Below are 17724 nucleotides of genomic sequence, written 5' to 3' on the forward strand. Positions count from 1 at the left end.
TTGACGGATGAACAGCCTTTCAGTGGCGGTTGAACAATCTGTCGCAGTGATCACCATCAATCATCAGCCGGCCAACGCGCTGTCCGGTGCGGTTTTAGCTGAATTATCCGGTCTGTTCGACCGGTGTGAAACAGATGACACCGTCAGAAGCATCATCATTCGCGGTGAGGGGAAATTTTTTTCGGCGGGCGCCGATATAAAGGAATTTACGTCGCTTGATGATCTTGAGCAATCTTCTGCCATGGCTGATAAAGGCCAGCAGCTGATGGAAAGAATTGAAGGGTTTCCGAAGCCCGTTATCGCGGCGATTCACGGCGCTGCGCTCGGCGGCGGTCTGGAGCTTGCCATGGCCTGCCATATCAGAATCGCCACATTGGATGCAAAGCTCGGCCTGCCCGAGCTGAATCTCGGCATTATTCCGGGCTTTGCCGGGACGCAGCGCCTGCCCCGGTACGTCGGCACGGCGAAAGCGCTTGAGATGATCGGCACTTCAGAACCTGTGACCGGAGAAGAAGCGCTCAGCCTCGGGCTTGTCACAATAGGCGCCGAAAATGAAGAGGAGCTGCTGGAAAAGGCGAAAACGCTAGCGGGCAAGTTTGCGGAAAAAAGCCCGCAGTCGATGGCTTCCCTGCTTGAGCTTCTTTATTCAAACAAAGTCTATTCTTATGACGGCGGCTTAAAGCTCGAAGCAAAGCGCTTTGGGGAAGCATTTGCATCAGAAGACGCAAAAGAAGGCATTCAGGCATTTCTCGAAAAAAGAAAGCCTCAATTCGGTGGGCGAAGATAAAGGGGATAAGAATATGAATCTATTTGTACTGATGAAACGGACGTTTGACACAGAAGAGAAAATCGTCATTGAAGCAGGAAAGATTCAGGAGGACGGAGCCGAGTTTATCATTAATCCGTATGATGAATACGCCATTGAAGAAGCCATTCAGCTGAAAGAAGAGCATGGCGGAACCGTTACCGCCGTAACCGTCGGCGGAGAAGATGCGGAGAAAGAACTGCGCACCGCTCTTGCGATGGGGTGCGACCAGGCGGTATTAATCAATATTGAGGATGACCTGAGCGATCCCGACCAATACTCCATTTCCACGATCTTATATCACTATTTCAAGGACCGGGAATATGATCTGATTCTCGGCGGAAATGTCGCGATCGACGGCGGTTCCGGCCAAGTGGCGCCAAGACTTGCCGAGCTGCTGAACATTCCTTGCGTCACAACCATTACAAAACTGACAATCAGCGGCGATGAAGCTGTGGCAGAGAAAGACAACGAAGGGGATACCGAGGTCATTAAAACCTCACTTCCTTTAGTCATCACGGCACAGCAAGGCTTAAACGAGCCGCGCTATCCGTCGCTTCCGGGCATTATGAAGGCGAAGAAAAAACCGCTGGAAGAGCTTGAGCTCGATGACCTCGGAATTGATGAGGATGATGCTGCACCGAAGCTCAAAACGATCGAACGGTTCCTGCCGCCGCAAAAAGAAGCGGGCAAACTGATCGAAGGAGAAGCCGCTGAGCAGGCGAAGGAGCTTGTCTCACTGCTGAGAAAAGAAGCCAAAGTCGTATAAACCGATATTAAAGAAACTGGGGGATGTCAGAATGGGAAAAAAAGTGATCGTACTCGGGGAAATTCGTGACGGCGCCTTACGGAACGTCACCTTTGAAGCCATAGCCGCAGGCAAAACCATTTCCGGCGGAGGAGATGTCATCGGCGTGCTGTTGGGAAAAGGCGCGGCTGATGCAGCATCAGAACTCATTCAGTACGGCGCCGATAAAGTATTTACGGCTGATGCACCGGGGCTTTCTCAGTATACAGCAGACGGATACGCCGCGGTTCTCGGGGATCTGATCGAAAATGAAAAGCCCGATGCGGTTATTTTCGGCCATACTTCTATGGGAAAAGATTTGTCACCGAAGCTTGCGGCACGGTTTGAAACGGGGTTGATTTCAGACAGCACGGATGTAAGCGTTACCGGAGACAACATCGTTTTTACAAGACCGATCTATTCCGGCAAAGCCTTTGAACAGGTGATTTCAACCGATCCTTTCATCTTGGCGACAATCCGTCCGAATAACATTCAGGCATTAGAAAGAGATACAAGCCGCTCGGGTGATATTGAAGAGCTTGCGGTCCCGCCGGCAGATTTGCGGACAGTCATTGAAGAAGTAGTTAAAAAAACAGCGGACGGCGTGGATTTATCAGAAGCGAAAATCATCGTTGCGGGCGGCCGCGGTGTAAAAAGCAAAGATGGGTTTGAACCGTTAAAAGAACTTGCCGAAGTGCTGGGAGCAGCGGTGGGTGCTTCGCGCGGCGCGTGTGACGCGGATTATTGCGACTATTCTCTTCAAATCGGCCAGACGGGCAAAGTCGTTACACCTGATTTGTATATTGCCTGCGGAATTTCCGGAGCGATTCAGCACTTGGCGGGGATGTCAAACAGTAAAGTGATCGTTGCCATCAACAAAGACCCGGAAGCGGAAATATTCAAAATAGCGGACTACGGAATTGTCGGCGATTTGTTCGAAGTGGTTCCGCTCCTGACCCAGGAATTTAAAAAGGCCAATATTCATTCATAATCAAAACCCTCTGGCTTCATTTGTCAGAGGGTTTTGGTTTGTGATGATTGGTTCGTATAAATTATGTATTGGCAAAATAACAGATTGACATGTACGAACCAATATAATAAGCTTTCTGTAAAGCGCTTACAAATTTATCCTTTCAGCATATATCCCAGATACATAGATTGGCTGTAGTGCTTTCATTCTTATTAAGAAAGGAATGATCAAGTATGTCTCACAATACGGCAGTCATTCAAACGGATATCACACGGGGAACCATTAACAAAAACATATACGGACATTTCGCGGAACACTTAGGAAGAGGCATATATGAGGGCATCTGGGTCGGAAAAGATTCCGATATTCCGAATACCGGCGGAATCAGGACGGATGTCGCCTCCGCCCTCAAACAGCTCCAGATTCCCGTTCTCAGATGGCCCGGCGGCTGTTTTGCTGATGAATATCATTGGGCAAACGGCGTAGGGGAACGAAAAACCATGCTGAATACCCATTGGGGCGGAACGATTGATTCCAATGAATTCGGCACGCACGAATTTATGATGCTTTGTGAACTGCTCGGCTGCGAACCGTACATCGCCGGAAACGTCGGCAGCGGGACGGTTAAGGAAATGGCTGATTGGATTGAATACATGACGTTTGAAGCGGGCACACCGATGTCCGACTGGAGAAAGGAAAACGGGCGGGAAAAACCGTGGAAGCTCAAATATTTCGGTATAGGAAATGAGAACTGGGGCTGCGGCGGAAACATGCATCCTGAGTATTATGCCGATCTTTACCGGAACTTTCAAACCTATGTCCGCAATTACAGCGGGAATGAAATCTATAAAATTGCCGGCGGTGCGAATGTCGACGATTACCGCTGGACAGAAACATTAATGAAAAAAGCCGCTGATCTCATGGACGGGCTGAGCCTGCATTATTACACAATACCGGGCGACTTCTGGAAGGGAAAAGGATCAGCGACGGAGTTTACGGAAGATGAATGGTTCATCACGATGAAAAAGGCGGCCCATATGAATGAATTGATTACAAGGCACAGCGCCATTATGGATCAATACGATCCGGAAAAAAGAGTCGGTCTGATCATTGATGAATGGGGGACGTGGCTTGACCCTGAGCCTGGCACGAATCCAGGCTTTTTGTATCAGCAAAATACAATCCGCGACGCGCTTGTCGCCGCCACGCATTTTCATATTTTTCATCAGCACGCAGACCGTGTGCAGATGGCCAATATCGCGCAAACCGTCAATGTGCTTCAGGCAATGATCCTGACAGAAGGGAAAAATATGCTGCTGACGCCGACATATCATGTATTTGATATGTTTAAGGTTCACCAAGATGCTGCTCTTTTAGCCACAGAAACAAAAGCGGCCGGATACGAATGGAAAGACGGCCGGCTCCCGCAAGTCAGTATTTCCGCCTCCAAACAGCAAAACGGAGACATCCATATCAGCATGTGCAATATCGATCATCTGCATAAAGCTGACGTGAAGATTGAACTGCGGGGCATGAAAAAGACAGGGAAGCCTTCCGCGACGATTCTGCGTGCTGAAAAAATGAATGCCCACAATACATTCAGCAGCCCTGAAAACGTCAAACCGAAGCCGTTTTCCGGGTTTACGCAGAAGGGCGGAAACCTGGAGACGGAGCTTCCTCCGATGGCGGTTGTATTAATCACGCTGCCGGCGGGTCCATCTTAAGTTTTGAACGCCTGCTGACCGGTTATCATACATTCTATAAATAAGATTATTTTCGGCGGGTTCGGGAGAAAATAATATAAGCATTAAATTAGCATGAACGAATGGGAGATGCTATACTAAAAATCATCATTTGACATTGGAGGAATAACAAATGGCTATCGTAAAAGCAACTGATCAATCGTTCTCAGCTGAAACAAGTGAAGGTGTCGTATTAGCTGATTTCTGGGCTCCTTGGTGCGGACCTTGTAAAATGATCGCGCCCGTTCTTGAAGAGCTTGATCAAGAAATGGGAGACAAACTGAAAATCGTTAAAATCGACGTGGATGAAAATCAAGAAACTGCCGGTAAATACGGCGTCATGAGCATCCCGACACTTCTTGTGTTAAAAGACGGAGAAGTGGTTGAAACATCTGTCGGCTTCAAACCGAAAGAAGCCCTTGAAGAGCTTGTAAACAAACATCTGTAAGCCGAAAGTTTCCGTTACGGCTGCGGCAGGGCGATTCCTTTAAAAGGGATCGCCTTTTTTGATCTTCCAAAAGCTGAGAATGGAGAAAAACAAATGTTCGTGATACACTGAATGGACACAAGAAATGAATGTAAGGAAGGGTAACGTATGAATAAACAACTGAAAGAAAAGCTGGCCCTCCTTCCCGATCAGCCGGGCTGTTATTTAATGAAAGACCGTCAAAAAACAGTCATCTACGTGGGGAAAGCGAAAGTGCTGAAAAACAGGGTGAGATCCTATTTCACCGGTTCTCACGATGCAAAAACCCAAAGGCTTGTGACGGAGATTGAGGACTTTGAATATATCGTGACTTCCTCCAATCTTGAAGCGCTTATTTTGGAAATGAATCTGATTAAAAAATACGATCCGAAATACAATGTCATGCTGAAAGATGATAAAACCTATCCCTTTATTAAAATCACCCATGAACGCCATCCGCGGCTTATTGTCACCCGCAATGTCAAAAAAGACAAAGGGCGCTATTTCGGCCCGTACCCGAATGTACAGGCGGCGCGGGAAACGAAAAAACTGCTGGACCGCCTTTATCCGCTCAGGAAGTGCTCAAATCTTCCGGACCGCGTCTGTCTCTATTACCATCTCGGACAATGCCTCGCTCCATGTGTAAAGGATATTTCTGAGGAGACAAACCGCGAGCTTGTGGAAGACATCACCCGCTTTTTAAAGGGAGGGCATAACGAGGTCAAAAAAGAGCTTGAAGAGAAAATGGCAGAGGCGGCGGAAAAGCTTGAATTTGAACGGGCTAAAGAATTCCGCGATCAGCTTGCTTACATCGAATCGACGATGGAAAAGCAGAAAATGACCATGAATGACCTTCTGGACCGCGATGTGTTCGCTTATGCGTACGATAAAGGCTGGATGTGCGTTCAAGTCTTTTTCATACGCCAAGGAAAGCTGATCGAACGCGATGTCAGCATGTTTCCGATGTACCAGGAAGCGGATGAAGAATTTCTGACCTTCATCGGCCAGTTCTATTCGAAAAACAATCACTTTCTGCCCAAGGAAATTCTGGTGCCTGACAGCGTTGACAGGGACATGATCAGCGAGCTTTTGGAAACCGCCGTGCATCAGCCGAAAAAAGGCCCGAAAAAAGAACTGCTTCTGCTTGCGCACAAAAACGCGAAAATCGCCCTGCGGGAAAAGTTCTCATTAATCGAGCGGGATGAGGAACGGTCAATCGGAGCAGCCGAACGGCTCGGCGAAGCATTGAACATTTACACGCCGCACCGGATTGAAGCGTTTGACAACTCCAATATTCAAGGCACAAACCCTGTATCGGCCATGATTGTCTTTATTGACGGAAAGCCGAATAAAAAGGAATACCGCAAATATAAAATTAAAACCGTAACAGGGCCTGACGATTACGGATCAATGAGAGAAGTCGTCAGAAGAAGATATTCGAGGGTGCTCCGCGAAAATCTCCCGCTGCCGGATTTAATCATCATTGACGGCGGAAAAGGGCAGATTAACGCGGCGCGCGACGTGCTTGAGAATGAGCTCGGCCTTGATGTCCCGGTAGCGGGATTGGCGAAAGATGACAAACACCGAACATCCAACCTTCTGATCGGCGACCCGCTTGAACCGGTATTTCTGGAGCGGAACAGCCAGGAATTTTACCTGCTTCAGCGCATTCAGGATGAAGTTCACCGTTTTGCGATCAGCTTTCACAGACAGATCCGGGGAAAAAGCGCTTTTCAATCCGTATTGGATGATATCCCGGGGATCGGCGAAAAGCGCAAAAAAATGCTCTTAAAGCATTTCGGTTCTGTCAAAAAGATGAAGGAAGCAAGTCTTGACGATATCAAAAAAGCCGGTGTGCCGGCTGCGGCCGCTCAGCTGCTGTTTGAAAAATTGAAAAAATAGTATTGTGCTTTTCTGAAAAGTCTGCTAGAATGTGAACTAATTTCATAAGATCGTGTTATATGGTGAAGATAGAGGTGCGAACTTCAATAGTATGCCTTTGGAGAATGATGGATTCTGCGAAAAAGGCTGAAAGGGGAGTTCGCCGAAGTGAAACACATCCCATCGGTGTGCTTTGCTGGCTTTGCATTAAATAAATGTAAAGCTGTCAAGAATTCATTTTCTTGGAGGGCTATCTCGTTGTTCATAATCAATCGTAATGATATGAAAAAGCAATGAGAGCTATTCCTCTCATTGCTTTTTTTATTGTGGACACAACGCTCTTTTCTCCTCACCCGCACGAACCAAAATGTAAAGGGTGGTCTAGTATGGGTCTTATCGTACAAAAATTCGGAGGCACTTCCGTCGGCTCTGCCGAAAAAATTCAAAATGCAGCAAATCGCGCCATTGCTGAAAAGAAAAAAGGCCATGACGTCGTAGTCGTCGTTTCGGCAATGGGAAAATCAACCGACGCGCTCGTTAATCTGGCGGCGGAAATGACATCTGAGCCAAGCAGACGCGAGATGGATATGCTTCTGTCTACGGGAGAGCAGGTCACGATTTCGCTTTTGGCCATGGCGCTTCAAGAAAAAGGATATGACGCCGTCTCTTATACGGGCTGGCAGGCGGGTGTCCGCACGGAGGCTGTCCACGGCAATGCGAGAATTACGGATATTGATATCACCGCAATTCAGGCGCAGCTTGCAGAAGGCAGGATTACAGTTGTCGCCGGTTTTCAGGGAGTAACCGAAGACGGCGGCATCACGACGCTCGGACGGGGCGGTTCCGATACGACGGCGGTCGCTCTTGCCGCAGCATTAAAAGCGGATAAATGCGACATTTACACGGACGTTCCGGGCGTGTTTACGACAGATCCGCGGTACGTCCGGTCAGCGAGAAAACTGGCGGGAATTTCTTACGATGAAATGCTGGAGCTTGCAAATCTCGGAGCGGGTGTTCTTCATCCGCGGGCGGTTGAGTTCGCGAAAAACTATCAAGTGCCTTTGGAAGTGCGGTCAAGCACGGAACATGAAGCTGGAACATTAATTGAGGAGGAATCATCAATGGAGCAGAATTTAATCGTCAGAGGAATTGCATTTGAAGACCAGATTACAAGGGTGTCCGTCACGGGCCTGACAAGCGGGTTGACAACACTTTCAACGATCTTCACCGCGCTGGCGAAACGAAACATCAACGTCGACATCATTATTCAGACACAAGCGGACAATGGGGAAGCAGACATTTCTTTCTCAGTGAAAACGGAAGATTCCGCACAAACGGTCGCTGTGCTTGAAGAATATAAAAACGCGCTTGACTATGAAAAAATTGAAACTGAAAGAAAGCTGGCGAAAGTATCCATTGTCGGATCAGGCATGGTCTCTAATCCCGGCGTCGCCGCGGACATGTTTGCCGTACTGGCGGAAAAAAATGTACAAGTCAAAATGGTCAGCACATCTGAAATAAAAGTATCAGCGGTTGTCAGTGAAAATGATATGGTGAAAGCCGTCGAAGCGCTTCATGATGCGTTTGAGCTTTCTAAACAGCCGTCTGCCGTATAAACGGGCAGGCAAAAAGGCGGGACTTTTGAGTCACCGCCTTTTTTCAATTATACAGGGTCCTTCATATCCCATTTCACGGTCAGGACGACTTTATCCGCTCTCTTTTTTACCTGTTCATAAGATTCTGCAATCTGATCGTTCATCAATTGAATCTGTTCGGCTATAAAACCGGCTTCAAGCTGAAAACACGGCTCTTTCTGGTGTTTGAGCCTGCTGGATACGAGCGGTCCTTCCAGTTCAAATTCCAGCTCTTGCTTTTTTGATCCTGTGTTTGTCAAAGTTCCCCAGCCGGCTTTTTCAAAAAAGGCGGGGATTTCTTCCCACGATTGAAGAGGAAATTTGCGGGCGAGGCGTTTCCCCGCCCAATACATCATGGATGAATGCTCCGGGCCGAGGATATCCGGAAGCACGATTTCCCGGATTAATTCGTAGCCGTATGCGCTGACGCCGAGTTCAGTTAAAGGTTCTAAAGCTGCTTCATAATTATTCTTCATATTATGTATTCCCCTCTCTCCTTCGTTTATTATAGCTTAAACAGGGGGGAGGATTACAGGATGATCCTATAAAACACGTGAAAAAAAGTGAAAAAGGTATTGCAGGAAAATAAAATTTTCACGTCAAATAATCAATTCCGAAAATTATAATTTATGTACACGTTTTCTTGACGCCCTTTTGAGGGAGGAGTAAAATGAAATTGTCAATAAATTTTAATAAAGTGCTTACAATTGAAACGAAGTGGGGGCAGAGATTTTAGCACATTTCGCACTTAAATCAAACAGGGGGTAAAGTAATGTCTGGGAACAGAGAGTTTTATTTTCGAAGATTGCATTCCTTGCTCGGTGTGATTCCGGTCGGCATCTTTTTGATCCAGCATTTAGTCGTCAACCAATTTGCCGCAAGGGGAGCGGATGCGTTTAACAAGGCGGCCGGCTTTATGGACAGTCTGCCGTTCAGGTATGCGTTAGAAATTTTTATTATTTTCTTACCTTTAATTTATCATGCGGTTTACGGTGTGTACATAGCATTTACTGCGAAAAACAACGCTGGCCACTACAGCTATTTCAGAAACTGGATGTTTGTGCTTCAGCGTGTCACCGGTATTCTCACCCTTATTTTCGTCAGCTGGCATGTGTGGCAGACGCGGATTGCCGCACAGATGGGCGCTGAAGTCAACTTCGATATGATGGCGAATATTCTGAGCTCGCCGTTTATGCTCGGATTTTACATTGTAGGCGTTTTATCAGTTATTTTTCACTTTTCAAACGGCTTATGGTCTTTTGCGGTCACATGGGGGATCACGGTCACGCCGCGTTCTCAAAGAATTTCGACTTACGTGACGCTGATTATATTTTTAGCGCTTTCATACGTGGGTCTAAAAGCGATTTTTGCGTTTGTGTAAGAGAACTAGATTACTAGAGGGAGAGGGGCTATCATGAGTCAATCAAGCATTATCGTAGTCGGCGGGGGTCTTGCCGGCCTCATGGCGACAATTAAAGCAGCGGAATCAGGCACGGCCGTTAAATTGTTTTCCATCGTTCCGGTCAAACGCTCTCACTCGGTCTGCGCGCAGGGCGGGATAAACGGAGCTGTCAACACAAAAGGGGAAGGAGACTCTCCGTTTGAGCATTTTGATGACACGGTTTACGGAGGCGACTTTTTAGCAAACCAGCCGCCTGTAAAAGCGATGTGTGAAGCGGCGCCGTCCATTATCCACTTATTGGACCGCATGGGGGTTATGTTTAACAGAACGCCGGAAGGGCTCTTGGACTTCCGCCGTTTCGGGGGTACACAGCATCACAGAACCGCATACGCGGGAGCGACGACGGGTCAGCAGCTTCTTTACGCACTGGACGAGCAAGTGCGCAGATATGAAGTGGCGGGTCTCGTCACAAAATATGAAGGCTGGGAATTCCTCGGCGCCGTTCTTGACGATGAGCGCACGTGCCGCGGTATCGTAGCCCAAAATCTGACCAATATGCAAATCGAGTCATTCCGTTCTGACGCCGTTATTATGGCGACGGGAGGACCAGGAATTGTATTCGGCAAATCAACAAACAGCATGATCAACACGGGATCTGCCGCATCAATCGTTTATCAGCAGGGCGCTTACTACGCTAACGGCGAATTTATTCAAATTCACCCGACTGCCATTCCCGGAGACGATAAACTCCGTCTGATGAGTGAATCGGCGCGCGGCGAGGGCGGAAGAGTCTGGACGTATAAAGATGGAAAACCTTGGTACTTCCTTGAGGAAAAATATCCGGCTTACGGAAACCTTGTGCCGCGGGATATTGCGACACGCGAAATCTTTGACGTGTGCGTGAACCAGAAGCTCGGCATCAATGGAGAAAACATGGTGTATCTCGATCTTTCGCACAAAGATCCGAAAGAGCTTGATGTTAAGCTCGGCGGCATTATCGAAATCTATGAAAAATTCATGGGAGATGACCCGCGCAAGCTTCCGATGAAAATTTTCCCTGCCGTTCACTATTCAATGGGCGGTCTGTGGGTTGATTATGATCAGATGACAAGCATCCGCGGACTGTTCGCGGCGGGTGAATGTGATTATTCAATGCACGGAGGAAACCGTTTAGGGGCAAACTCTCTGCTTTCCGCCATTTACGGAGGAATGGTTGCCGGTCCGAATGCGGTGAAATATGTTTCCGGACTTGAAACATCGGCTGAAGACCTGTCTTCTTCATTATTTGATTCCTACGTGAAAAAAGAAGAAGAAAAATGGGCAGACATCATGAAGATGGACGGCGATGAAAATGCCTACGTGCTTCACCGTGAACTCGGAGAATGGATGACGGCCAACGTAACGGTGGTCCGCCACAATGACAAGCTTTTGAAAACAGATGATAAAATCCAAGAGCTGATGGAACGCTTTAAGAAAATCAATATTAATGATACGACAAAATGGAGCAACCAAGGGGCGATGTTCACCCGCCAGTTCTCCAATATGCTTCAGCTTGCCAGAGTCATCACGCTCGGCGCATATAACCGAAATGAAAGCCGGGGAGCGCACTATAAACCGGATTTCCCTGAAAGAAATGACGATGAGTGGCTCAAAACGACAATGGCTAAACATGCCGGTCCGTTTGAAGCTCCGGAATTTGAATATCAGGATGTCGATGTATCACTGATTGCGCCCCGTAAACGCGACTACTCGAAGAAGAAGGTGGCGAAATAATCATGAGTGAGAAAAAGATACGGTTTATCATTACACGTCAGGATACGCCTGAAAGCGCGCCATACGATGAAGAATTTGAAATCAATTACCGCCCGAATCTGAACGTAATTTCCGCCCTGATGGAAATCCGCAGAAATCCCGTGAATGCAAAAGGGGAGAAAACTACTCCGGTCGCATGGGACATGAACTGTCTCGAGGAAGTATGCGGCGCCTGCTCCATGGTCATCAACGGCAGACCGCGCCAGTCATGCACGGCGCTGATTGATAAGCTGGAACAGCCGATCCGTCTGAAGCCGATGAAAACATTCCCGGTTGTCCGTGACCTTCAGGTTGACCGCAGCAGAATGTTTGATTCACTGAAAAAAGTGAAAGCATGGGTGCCGATAGACGGGACTTACGACTTGGGACCGGGACCGAGAATGCCGGAAAAACGCCGCCAGTGGGCATATGAGTTGTCTAAATGCATGACCTGCGGCGTCTGCCTTGAAGCCTGCCCTAATGTCAACAGCAAATCGAAGTTCATGGGGCCTGCCCCGATGTCGCAAGTGCGTCTATTTAACGCCCATCCGACGGGCGCGATGAACAAGTCAGAACGTTTAGAAGCTTTAATGACAGACGGCGGTCTCGGAGATTGCGGGAATTCACAAAACTGTGTTCAATCCTGCCCGAAAGGCATTCCGCTCACGACTTCAATCGCTGCTTTGAACAGAGATACCAACTTACAAGCATTCCGCAATTTCTTCGGAAGCGACAGAGTATAAGATATAGAAAAAGAGCCTCTTCCGCACGGGAGAGGTTTTTTTATAAGGAGCTGAAGGTGATGAAACAACCGCAATACATTGACATCCCGTTTGAAGAATGGAGACAGTCGTTTTCTTTCTTTACTGAAGTATCGGTTCGCTTTTCAGAAACGGATATGTTCGGCCATATGAATAATGTAACCCCTTTCATCTATTTTGAAGAAGCCCGGATCGCCTACTTTAAGCAGCGCGGCATGGAAGCGCAAAATGCGGAGACGATGACAGTCGTCGCAAGCCAGCAGTGTGACTATATGCGTCAGGTGATGCCGTATGAAAATCTGCGGATTTATGTCAAAGCAAGCTCTGTCGGAAATGCGTCCGTCACCCTTCATTACCTTGGAGAAAACGAGTCAGGCCTGCCGTGCTTTACCGGTTCCGTCGTTATGGTACAAGTATCAAAGACAAGCGGCAAAGCGGTCAGCTGGACGGAGCGGGAGAAAGGCATTCTGCTCGCCTGAACGGATAACTATTTCTTTAAGTGACGTCACCTCCGAAGTGGCTTTTACATATGATATCTTGACTATATAAACCCATTCGTTTCAGATTCGCTCTCACCTTAGCAAGGAGGGTTACAATACTTGAAGGAGAAAGATTTTCAATCAAAGCCGCTGCTGACCAAAAGAGAAAGAGAAGTATTCGAATTGCTCGTTCAAGACAAGACAACAAAAGAAATTGCAAGCGAGCTATTTATCAGTGAAAAAACTGTACGGAATCACATTTCAAATGCCATGCAGAAGTTAGGTGTGAAAGGGCGTTCGCAAGCTGTTGTCGAGCTTCTTAGAATGGGTGAGCTAGAGCTCTGATTCTTGCCGGTTTTCCTTCTTTACGAGAAGGAGCCGGTTATTTGTGTTGGCGCCCGGGGTGATAGGCATGCGATGAAAATCCCGGCTTTTCCTTTTTCTCCGTCAGTCTTGCATTTTCTTAAAAAAAGAAGGAAAATAGACACGGAGCGTGAATAGCCCAGAAAGATCCTTGAGTGAGGGATGGACAAATGACATCAAAATCTGTAGAGCATGTTGCGGATATCGAAAAATCACTCCGCCATATCGCTGCGATCATTAAACAAAAAGGACGAGAAATCCTTAACCAATATGCAATTACACCGCCGCAATTCGTAGGCCTTCAATGGCTTTATGAATTGGGGGATATGACAATAGGCGAATTATCAGGCAAAATGTATTTGGCTTGCAGCACGACGACGGATCTGATAGACCGCATGGAAAAAAATAAGCTTGTCGAACGGGTGAAAGACCCTGCTGACAGACGGGTCGTCAGAATTCATCTTCTCGCTGAAGGAGAGCGCATTATTCAGGAAGTGATTTTAAAAAGGCAGGCATATTTGCGGGATATGTTTGAGACATTTTCCGAAGAAGAAACAGCCGTCTTCGAAAAATCATTATTGAAACTGCAGCATGAAATGAAAAGAAAATGAGGCGATTTTGTTGGAACAGCCGATAGGAGTCATTGATTCCGGGGTTGGCGGGTTAACCGTTGCTAAGGAAATCATGAGACAGCTACCGAAGGAAAATATCATCTATGTGGGAGATACAAAACGCTGCCCGTACGGCCCGCGTCCTGAAGAAGAAGTTCTTCAATACACGTGGGAAATGACCGATTACCTGCTGGAAAACCACCATATCAAAATGCTCGTGATCGCTTGTAACACGGCCACGGCCATTGCCTTGGAGGATATTCAGCGCAAAACGGATATTCCGGTTGTCGGCGTCATTCAGCCGGGTGCGAGAACGGCGATAAAGGTGACGAAAAACCAGCATATCGGCGTCATCGGCACGATAAATACCATTAAAAGCAGAGCGTATGAGCAGGCGCTGCTCGGTTTAAATGCAGACCTTCAAGTCGAGAACACGGCTTGTCCGCTGCTGGTGCCGTTTGTGGAAAGCGGACGGTTTCTGCAGGAATCGGCGGAGGAAGCGGTCGAAGCATCACTCGAGCCTTTAAAAGGCACAGCAATTGATACCCTGATTCTAGGATGCACGCATTATCCGATTTTGAAAGAACCGATTCAGGACTATATGGGAGATCATGTGAAAATCATTTCCTCCGGTGACGAGACAGCGAGAGAAGTGAGTACCATCTTGTCTTATAAAGGCTTGTTAAACCAATCGAATCATGCACCGGAGTATCAGTTTCTTACAACGGGAGAACGGAACGGCTTCGCAAAAATTGCCGAAGACTGGTTCGGCCATGAAATCGGCCATGTCGAGAGCATCTCCCTTCAAGAGCCGATCAGAAAATAAATCAAAAAACCCGCTGTTTACGGCGGGTTTTTTTGCGCATCCCGGTCTATTTCCCGGACAGGGCTCGTATACATCATAGTACAAACAGCCTTAGGAGGGAAAAGTATGCTGAAAAAAGGACCTGCAGTCATTGCTGCAACATGTCTTACTTCGGCTTTTGTATTATCAGGATGCGGTTTGTTTCAATCCGATAAAACAGCCGGGGAAATTGACCCGCCTCAAGACATTTCATATGTAAAGGGTGAAGCGGGGATACAGGCAAAATCAAAGCAATCAGAAAAAAACGGCACGTCTAAAGCCGACCAGCCGGCCAATACAGTCATGAGAGAGCTGTATCTGATTGATAAAAACGGCTATGTCGCAGCACAGACACTGCCTCTTCCGAACAGTGAGGGAACCGCAAAGCAGGCCCTTGAGTATTTGGTTCAGGGGGGGCCTGTCTCAGAAATCCTGCCGAACGGATTCAGAGCGGTGCTTCCTGTTGATACGACGGTAAATGTTGACATTAAAAAAGACGGTACCGCCGTCGCTGATTTTTCGAAGGAATTTAAAAACTATAAAAAAGAAGACGAACAAAAAATCCTGCAATCGATTACATGGACGCTTACCCAATTCAGCTCCATAGATAAAGTCAAAATCAGAATGAACGGGCATGAACTGAAAGAAATGCCTGTAGGCGGTACGCCGATTACGGGCGACTTAAGCAGAAAAGACGGAATTAATATTGAAACAGCCGGAGTGAATGATCTGACAGACACCCATCCGCTGACTGTATACTATCTGGCGGAAACAGAGACGAGCGAATATTACGTGCCTGTCACAAAGCGGATTGACAATTCGGAAACAAATGACATCACCGCTGCCGTTGAACAGCTCGCCGACGGGCCGGGCAAAGCAAGCGGGCTTTTGACGGACTTTAATAACGATGTTAAGCTGCTCAGCAAGCCGGAAGTAAAAGACGGCCGGGTTACACTTGACTTTAACAGCTCTATTTACGGAAGCGCCGATGAAAAAACAAAAATGGTATCATCGGGCGTGCTGGACAGCATCGTTCTCACATTAACAGAACAGCCGTCGATAAAAAGTGTTTCTATAAAAGTAAACGGAAAATCAGAACTGGTGAATGAAAAGGGTGAATCCCTTTCAAAACCCGTTTCGAGACCGTCACAAGTGAATACGGGTAGTTTTTAATTTGTGATTTTTGATATACTAGTAAAAAAGAGGTTAGCGTTCCGGGCTGCCTCTTTCTTTATTCACAATCCGGAACAAAAGGTTTATGTACATATAATCGGAGGTAAAATATGAGACACGACGGAAGACAGCACGATGAGCTGCGCCCTATCACATTTGATTTGGATTTTATCACTCACCCGGAGGGCTCTGTTTTAATTACAGCGGGAAATACAAAGGTTATCTGTAATGCATCTGTGGAAGACCGGGTGCCGCCATTTTTGCGCGGCGGAGGAAAAGGCTGGATCACAGCGGAATACAGCATGCTTCCCCGCGCCACGAATCAAAGAACGATAAGAGAATCTTCAAAAGGAAAGGTCTCCGGCAGAACGATGGAAATCCAGCGTCTGATCGGGCGTGCGCTTCGGGCCGTCGTTGATTTGGAAAAGCTCGGCGAACGGACGATCTGGATCGACTGTGACGTCATTCAGGCGGACGGCGGAACAAGAACGGCTTCCATTACCGGCGCCTTCTTGGCAATGGCCATTGCGGCCGGAAAACTCGTAAAAAGCGGCGTTATCAAAACTTCTCCCGTGACAGATTATCTTGCGGCCATTTCTGTCGGGATGGATAAAGAAGAAGGTCTGCTTTTGGATCTGAATTATGAAGAAGATTCAACGGCTGAAGTCGACATGAATATCATCATGACGGGAAGCGGACGTTTTGTAGAGCTTCAAGGGACGGGCGAAGAAGCCACATTCTCCCGTGAAGATTTAAACGGACTGTTAAGCCTTGCCGAAAAAGGAATCCAGACGCTTATTCAAAAGCAAAAAGAAGTGCTGGGAGAAACATTGCCTGAACTGAAATAAAGAAAGAGAGGCCTGATCAGCGTGAAAGAAGCTATTATTGCGACACACAATCCGGGAAAAGTAAAAGAATTTAAGGAAATACTCGAACCGAAAGGCTACAGCGTCTCTTCTTTGGCGGAAATCGGATTTACGGAAGAAATTGAGGAAACCGGACACACCTTTGAAGAAAACGCCATCTTAAAAGCGGAAGCCGTGGCAAAAGCCGTCAACAAAATGGTCATTGCAGACGACTCCGGTTTATCAGTGGACAATCTTGGAGGCAGACCGGGCGTTTATTCAGCCCGTTATGCCGGCGAAGCAAAAGATGATAAGGCGAATATGGACAAGGTGCTGTCAGAATTAAAAGGCATCGAAAAAGAGCAGCGTACGGCCCGTTTCCGCTGCGCCCTTGCCGTCAGCATGCCGGGGCAGGAAACAAAAACGGTTGAAGGTCATGTTGAAGGATATATAGCAGAAGAACCCGAAGGAGATAACGGGTTCGGCTATGATCCCATTTTTATTGTAAAGGATAAAGATAAAACAATGGCTCAGCTGACAAGCGCTGAGAAAAACAAAATCAGCCACAGGGCGGAAGCGCTCAAGAAACTGTCAAAGCTGCTTGACGCGTAAGGGGGAGCGTAATGCAATGAAAGTGCTGATAATAAGTGACAGTCACGGCCTCGAAGACGAATTGGAGACGATCTCGAAGCGGCACGAAGCCGAAGCGGATCTGATGATTCATTGCGGTGATTCAGAGCTTGATGCCGCACACCCGGCGCTTGTGCCGTATCACACGGTGAAAGGCAATTGCGACTTTGGCGGCGGGTTTCAGGAGGAGCTCCTGCTGGACGCCGGTTCAAAGAAAATCCTGGCCGTACACGGACATCTTCACGGCATTAAACAGTCACTTTTAACTGTTTTTTACCGGGCGGAAGAGCTTGGGGCGGATATCGTCTGCTTCGGCCACTCGCATATTGCCGGGAGTGAAGTGCTTCGGGGCAAGCTTTTGATTAACCCTGGCAGCATCCGCCTTCCGAGAGTCCGCAATGTGAAGAGCTATGCCATTCTTACTCTTACAGAAAGTGAAGGCACTGTGACGTTTTACGACGAAACGGGTCGGGAATTGAAGGACTTGCGGAATACAATCAGCTTTTAACATTCGATGGGGAAGATTTCTTTCTTCCCCAT

General features: G+C 47.5%; 19 protein-coding genes and 1 riboswitch. Of the genes, 18 read left to right on the top strand and 1 reads right to left on the bottom strand.

Annotation, left to right across the window (positions count from 1 at the left end):
* Positions 1–7: 7 nt before the first annotated feature.
* From ACQE26_RS10395 to ACQE26_RS10425, 7 genes are all read left to right on the top strand, one after another.
* Positions 8–787, top strand: coding sequence for an enoyl-CoA hydratase (locus ACQE26_RS10395; protein ID WP_500469273.1), 780 nt, complete (start codon positions 8–10; stop codon positions 785–787).
* Between the two features lie 13 nt (positions 788–800).
* Positions 801–1574 carry an electron transfer flavoprotein subunit beta/FixA family protein gene (locus tag ACQE26_RS10400; protein WP_060964609.1) on the top strand — a complete coding sequence of 258 codons (774 nt, stop codon included), beginning with the start codon at positions 801–803 and terminating at the stop codon, positions 1572–1574.
* A 31-nt stretch (positions 1575–1605) separates the two neighbouring features.
* A complete protein-coding gene (locus ACQE26_RS10405; protein WP_500469275.1) occupies positions 1606–2583 on the top strand; it encodes an electron transfer flavoprotein subunit alpha/FixB family protein in 978 nt (325 codons plus the stop codon).
* Positions 2584–2795: 212 nt separating this feature from the next.
* Entirely contained in the window at positions 2796–4286 is a 1491-nt protein-coding gene (locus tag ACQE26_RS10410) for an alpha-N-arabinofuranosidase (RefSeq protein WP_500469277.1), read from the top strand.
* A gap of 151 nt (positions 4287–4437) precedes the next feature.
* Positions 4438–4752, top strand: coding sequence for a thioredoxin (gene trxA, locus ACQE26_RS10415; RefSeq protein ID WP_003152560.1), 315 nt, complete (start codon positions 4438–4440; stop codon positions 4750–4752).
* 147 nt (positions 4753–4899) lie between these two features.
* On the top strand, positions 4900–6672 hold the full coding sequence (uvrC, locus tag ACQE26_RS10420; RefSeq protein ID WP_016938660.1) for an excinuclease ABC subunit UvrC: 1773 nt from the start codon (positions 4900–4902) through the stop codon (positions 6670–6672).
* Positions 6673–6733: 61 nt separating this feature from the next.
* Positions 6734–6912, top strand: a riboswitch (Lysine riboswitch).
* Positions 6913–7037: 125 nt separating this feature from the next.
* Positions 7038–8267 carry an aspartate kinase gene (locus ACQE26_RS10425; protein WP_500469280.1) on the top strand — a complete coding sequence of 410 codons (1230 nt, stop codon included), beginning with the start codon at positions 7038–7040 and terminating at the stop codon, positions 8265–8267.
* Positions 8268–8314: 47 nt separating this feature from the next.
* On the opposite strand, the gene ACQE26_RS10430 is transcribed toward ACQE26_RS10425, so the two are convergent.
* Positions 8315–8761 (bottom strand): YslB family protein, encoded by a 447-nt coding sequence (locus tag ACQE26_RS10430; protein ID WP_016938662.1) that lies wholly within the window; start codon positions 8759–8761, stop codon positions 8315–8317.
* Between the two features lie 296 nt (positions 8762–9057).
* On the opposite strand from ACQE26_RS10430, the gene sdhC reads away from it, so the two are divergent.
* From sdhC to ACQE26_RS10485, 11 genes are all read left to right on the top strand, one after another.
* Positions 9058–9666 (top strand): succinate dehydrogenase cytochrome B558, encoded by a 609-nt coding sequence (gene sdhC, locus ACQE26_RS10435; RefSeq protein ID WP_003152571.1) that lies wholly within the window; start codon positions 9058–9060, stop codon positions 9664–9666.
* A 33-nt stretch (positions 9667–9699) separates the two neighbouring features.
* On the top strand, positions 9700–11460 hold the full coding sequence (sdhA, locus tag ACQE26_RS10440; protein ID WP_003152573.1) for a succinate dehydrogenase flavoprotein subunit: 1761 nt from the start codon (positions 9700–9702) through the stop codon (positions 11458–11460).
* Between the two features lie 2 nt (positions 11461–11462).
* Complete coding sequence (sdhB, locus tag ACQE26_RS10445) at positions 11463–12221, top strand: succinate dehydrogenase iron-sulfur subunit (RefSeq protein WP_045925255.1); 759 nt, start codon at positions 11463–11465, stop codon at positions 12219–12221.
* A 59-nt stretch (positions 12222–12280) separates the two neighbouring features.
* The gene (locus ACQE26_RS10450) at positions 12281–12718 is read left to right on the top strand and encodes an acyl-CoA thioesterase (RefSeq protein WP_016938665.1); all 438 of its coding nucleotides are present in this window, start codon (positions 12281–12283) and stop codon (positions 12716–12718) included.
* A gap of 120 nt (positions 12719–12838) precedes the next feature.
* Positions 12839–13063 (top strand): spore germination transcription factor GerE, encoded by a 225-nt coding sequence (gene gerE / locus ACQE26_RS10455; RefSeq protein WP_003152579.1) that lies wholly within the window; start codon positions 12839–12841, stop codon positions 13061–13063.
* A 188-nt stretch (positions 13064–13251) separates the two neighbouring features.
* On the top strand, positions 13252–13692 hold the full coding sequence (locus ACQE26_RS10460) for a MarR family winged helix-turn-helix transcriptional regulator (RefSeq protein ID WP_016938743.1): 441 nt from the start codon (positions 13252–13254) through the stop codon (positions 13690–13692).
* 7 nt (positions 13693–13699) lie between these two features.
* Complete coding sequence (racE, locus tag ACQE26_RS10465) at positions 13700–14518, top strand: glutamate racemase (RefSeq protein WP_101605407.1); 819 nt, start codon at positions 13700–13702, stop codon at positions 14516–14518.
* Positions 14519–14623: 105 nt separating this feature from the next.
* Complete coding sequence (locus tag ACQE26_RS10470) at positions 14624–15709, top strand: GerMN domain-containing protein (protein ID WP_045925258.1); 1086 nt, start codon at positions 14624–14626, stop codon at positions 15707–15709.
* A 110-nt stretch (positions 15710–15819) separates the two neighbouring features.
* Complete coding sequence (gene rph, locus ACQE26_RS10475) at positions 15820–16557, top strand: ribonuclease PH (RefSeq protein WP_016938746.1); 738 nt, start codon at positions 15820–15822, stop codon at positions 16555–16557.
* A gap of 12 nt (positions 16558–16569) precedes the next feature.
* Positions 16570–17166 (top strand): XTP/dITP diphosphatase, encoded by a 597-nt coding sequence (locus tag ACQE26_RS10480; RefSeq protein WP_088030569.1) that lies wholly within the window; start codon positions 16570–16572, stop codon positions 17164–17166.
* A 16-nt stretch (positions 17167–17182) separates the two neighbouring features.
* A complete protein-coding gene (locus ACQE26_RS10485) occupies positions 17183–17692 on the top strand; it encodes a YfcE family phosphodiesterase (RefSeq protein ID WP_500469286.1) in 510 nt (169 codons plus the stop codon).
* Positions 17693–17724 lie beyond the last annotated feature (32 nt).

It is taken from the genome of Bacillus sp. 5RYD7K, assembly GCF_059831465.1.

Excerpts from the sequence above, each read along its gene's own strand:
- uvrC (WP_016938660.1), top strand. The coding sequence starts at position 4,900 with ATGAATAAACAACTGAAAGAAAAGCTGGCCCTCCTTCCCGATCAGCCG.
- ACQE26_RS10395 (WP_500469273.1), top strand. The coding sequence starts at position 8 with ATGAACAGCCTTTCAGTGGCGGTTGAACAATCTGTCGCAGTGATCACC.
- ACQE26_RS10485 (WP_500469286.1), top strand. The coding sequence starts at position 17,183 with ATGAAAGTGCTGATAATAAGTGACAGTCACGGCCTCGAAGACGAATTG.
- ACQE26_RS10460 (WP_016938743.1), top strand. The coding sequence starts at position 13,252 with ATGACATCAAAATCTGTAGAGCATGTTGCGGATATCGAAAAATCACTC.
- ACQE26_RS10450 (WP_016938665.1), top strand. The coding sequence starts at position 12,281 with ATGAAACAACCGCAATACATTGACATCCCGTTTGAAGAATGGAGACAG.
- trxA (WP_003152560.1), top strand. The coding sequence starts at position 4,438 with ATGGCTATCGTAAAAGCAACTGATCAATCGTTCTCAGCTGAAACAAGT.
- sdhC (WP_003152571.1), top strand. The coding sequence starts at position 9,058 with ATGTCTGGGAACAGAGAGTTTTATTTTCGAAGATTGCATTCCTTGCTC.
- rph (WP_016938746.1), top strand. The coding sequence starts at position 15,820 with ATGAGACACGACGGAAGACAGCACGATGAGCTGCGCCCTATCACATTT.
- ACQE26_RS10430 (WP_016938662.1), bottom strand. The coding sequence starts at position 8,761 with ATGAAGAATAATTATGAAGCAGCTTTAGAACCTTTAACTGAACTCGGC.
- sdhB (WP_045925255.1), top strand. The coding sequence starts at position 11,463 with ATGAGTGAGAAAAAGATACGGTTTATCATTACACGTCAGGATACGCCT.
- ACQE26_RS10405 (WP_500469275.1), top strand. The coding sequence starts at position 1,606 with ATGGGAAAAAAAGTGATCGTACTCGGGGAAATTCGTGACGGCGCCTTA.
- ACQE26_RS10470 (WP_045925258.1), top strand. The coding sequence starts at position 14,624 with ATGCTGAAAAAAGGACCTGCAGTCATTGCTGCAACATGTCTTACTTCG.
- ACQE26_RS10410 (WP_500469277.1), top strand. The coding sequence starts at position 2,796 with ATGTCTCACAATACGGCAGTCATTCAAACGGATATCACACGGGGAACC.
- ACQE26_RS10400 (WP_060964609.1), top strand. The coding sequence starts at position 801 with ATGAATCTATTTGTACTGATGAAACGGACGTTTGACACAGAAGAGAAA.
- sdhA (WP_003152573.1), top strand. The coding sequence starts at position 9,700 with ATGAGTCAATCAAGCATTATCGTAGTCGGCGGGGGTCTTGCCGGCCTC.
- ACQE26_RS10425 (WP_500469280.1), top strand. The coding sequence starts at position 7,038 with ATGGGTCTTATCGTACAAAAATTCGGAGGCACTTCCGTCGGCTCTGCC.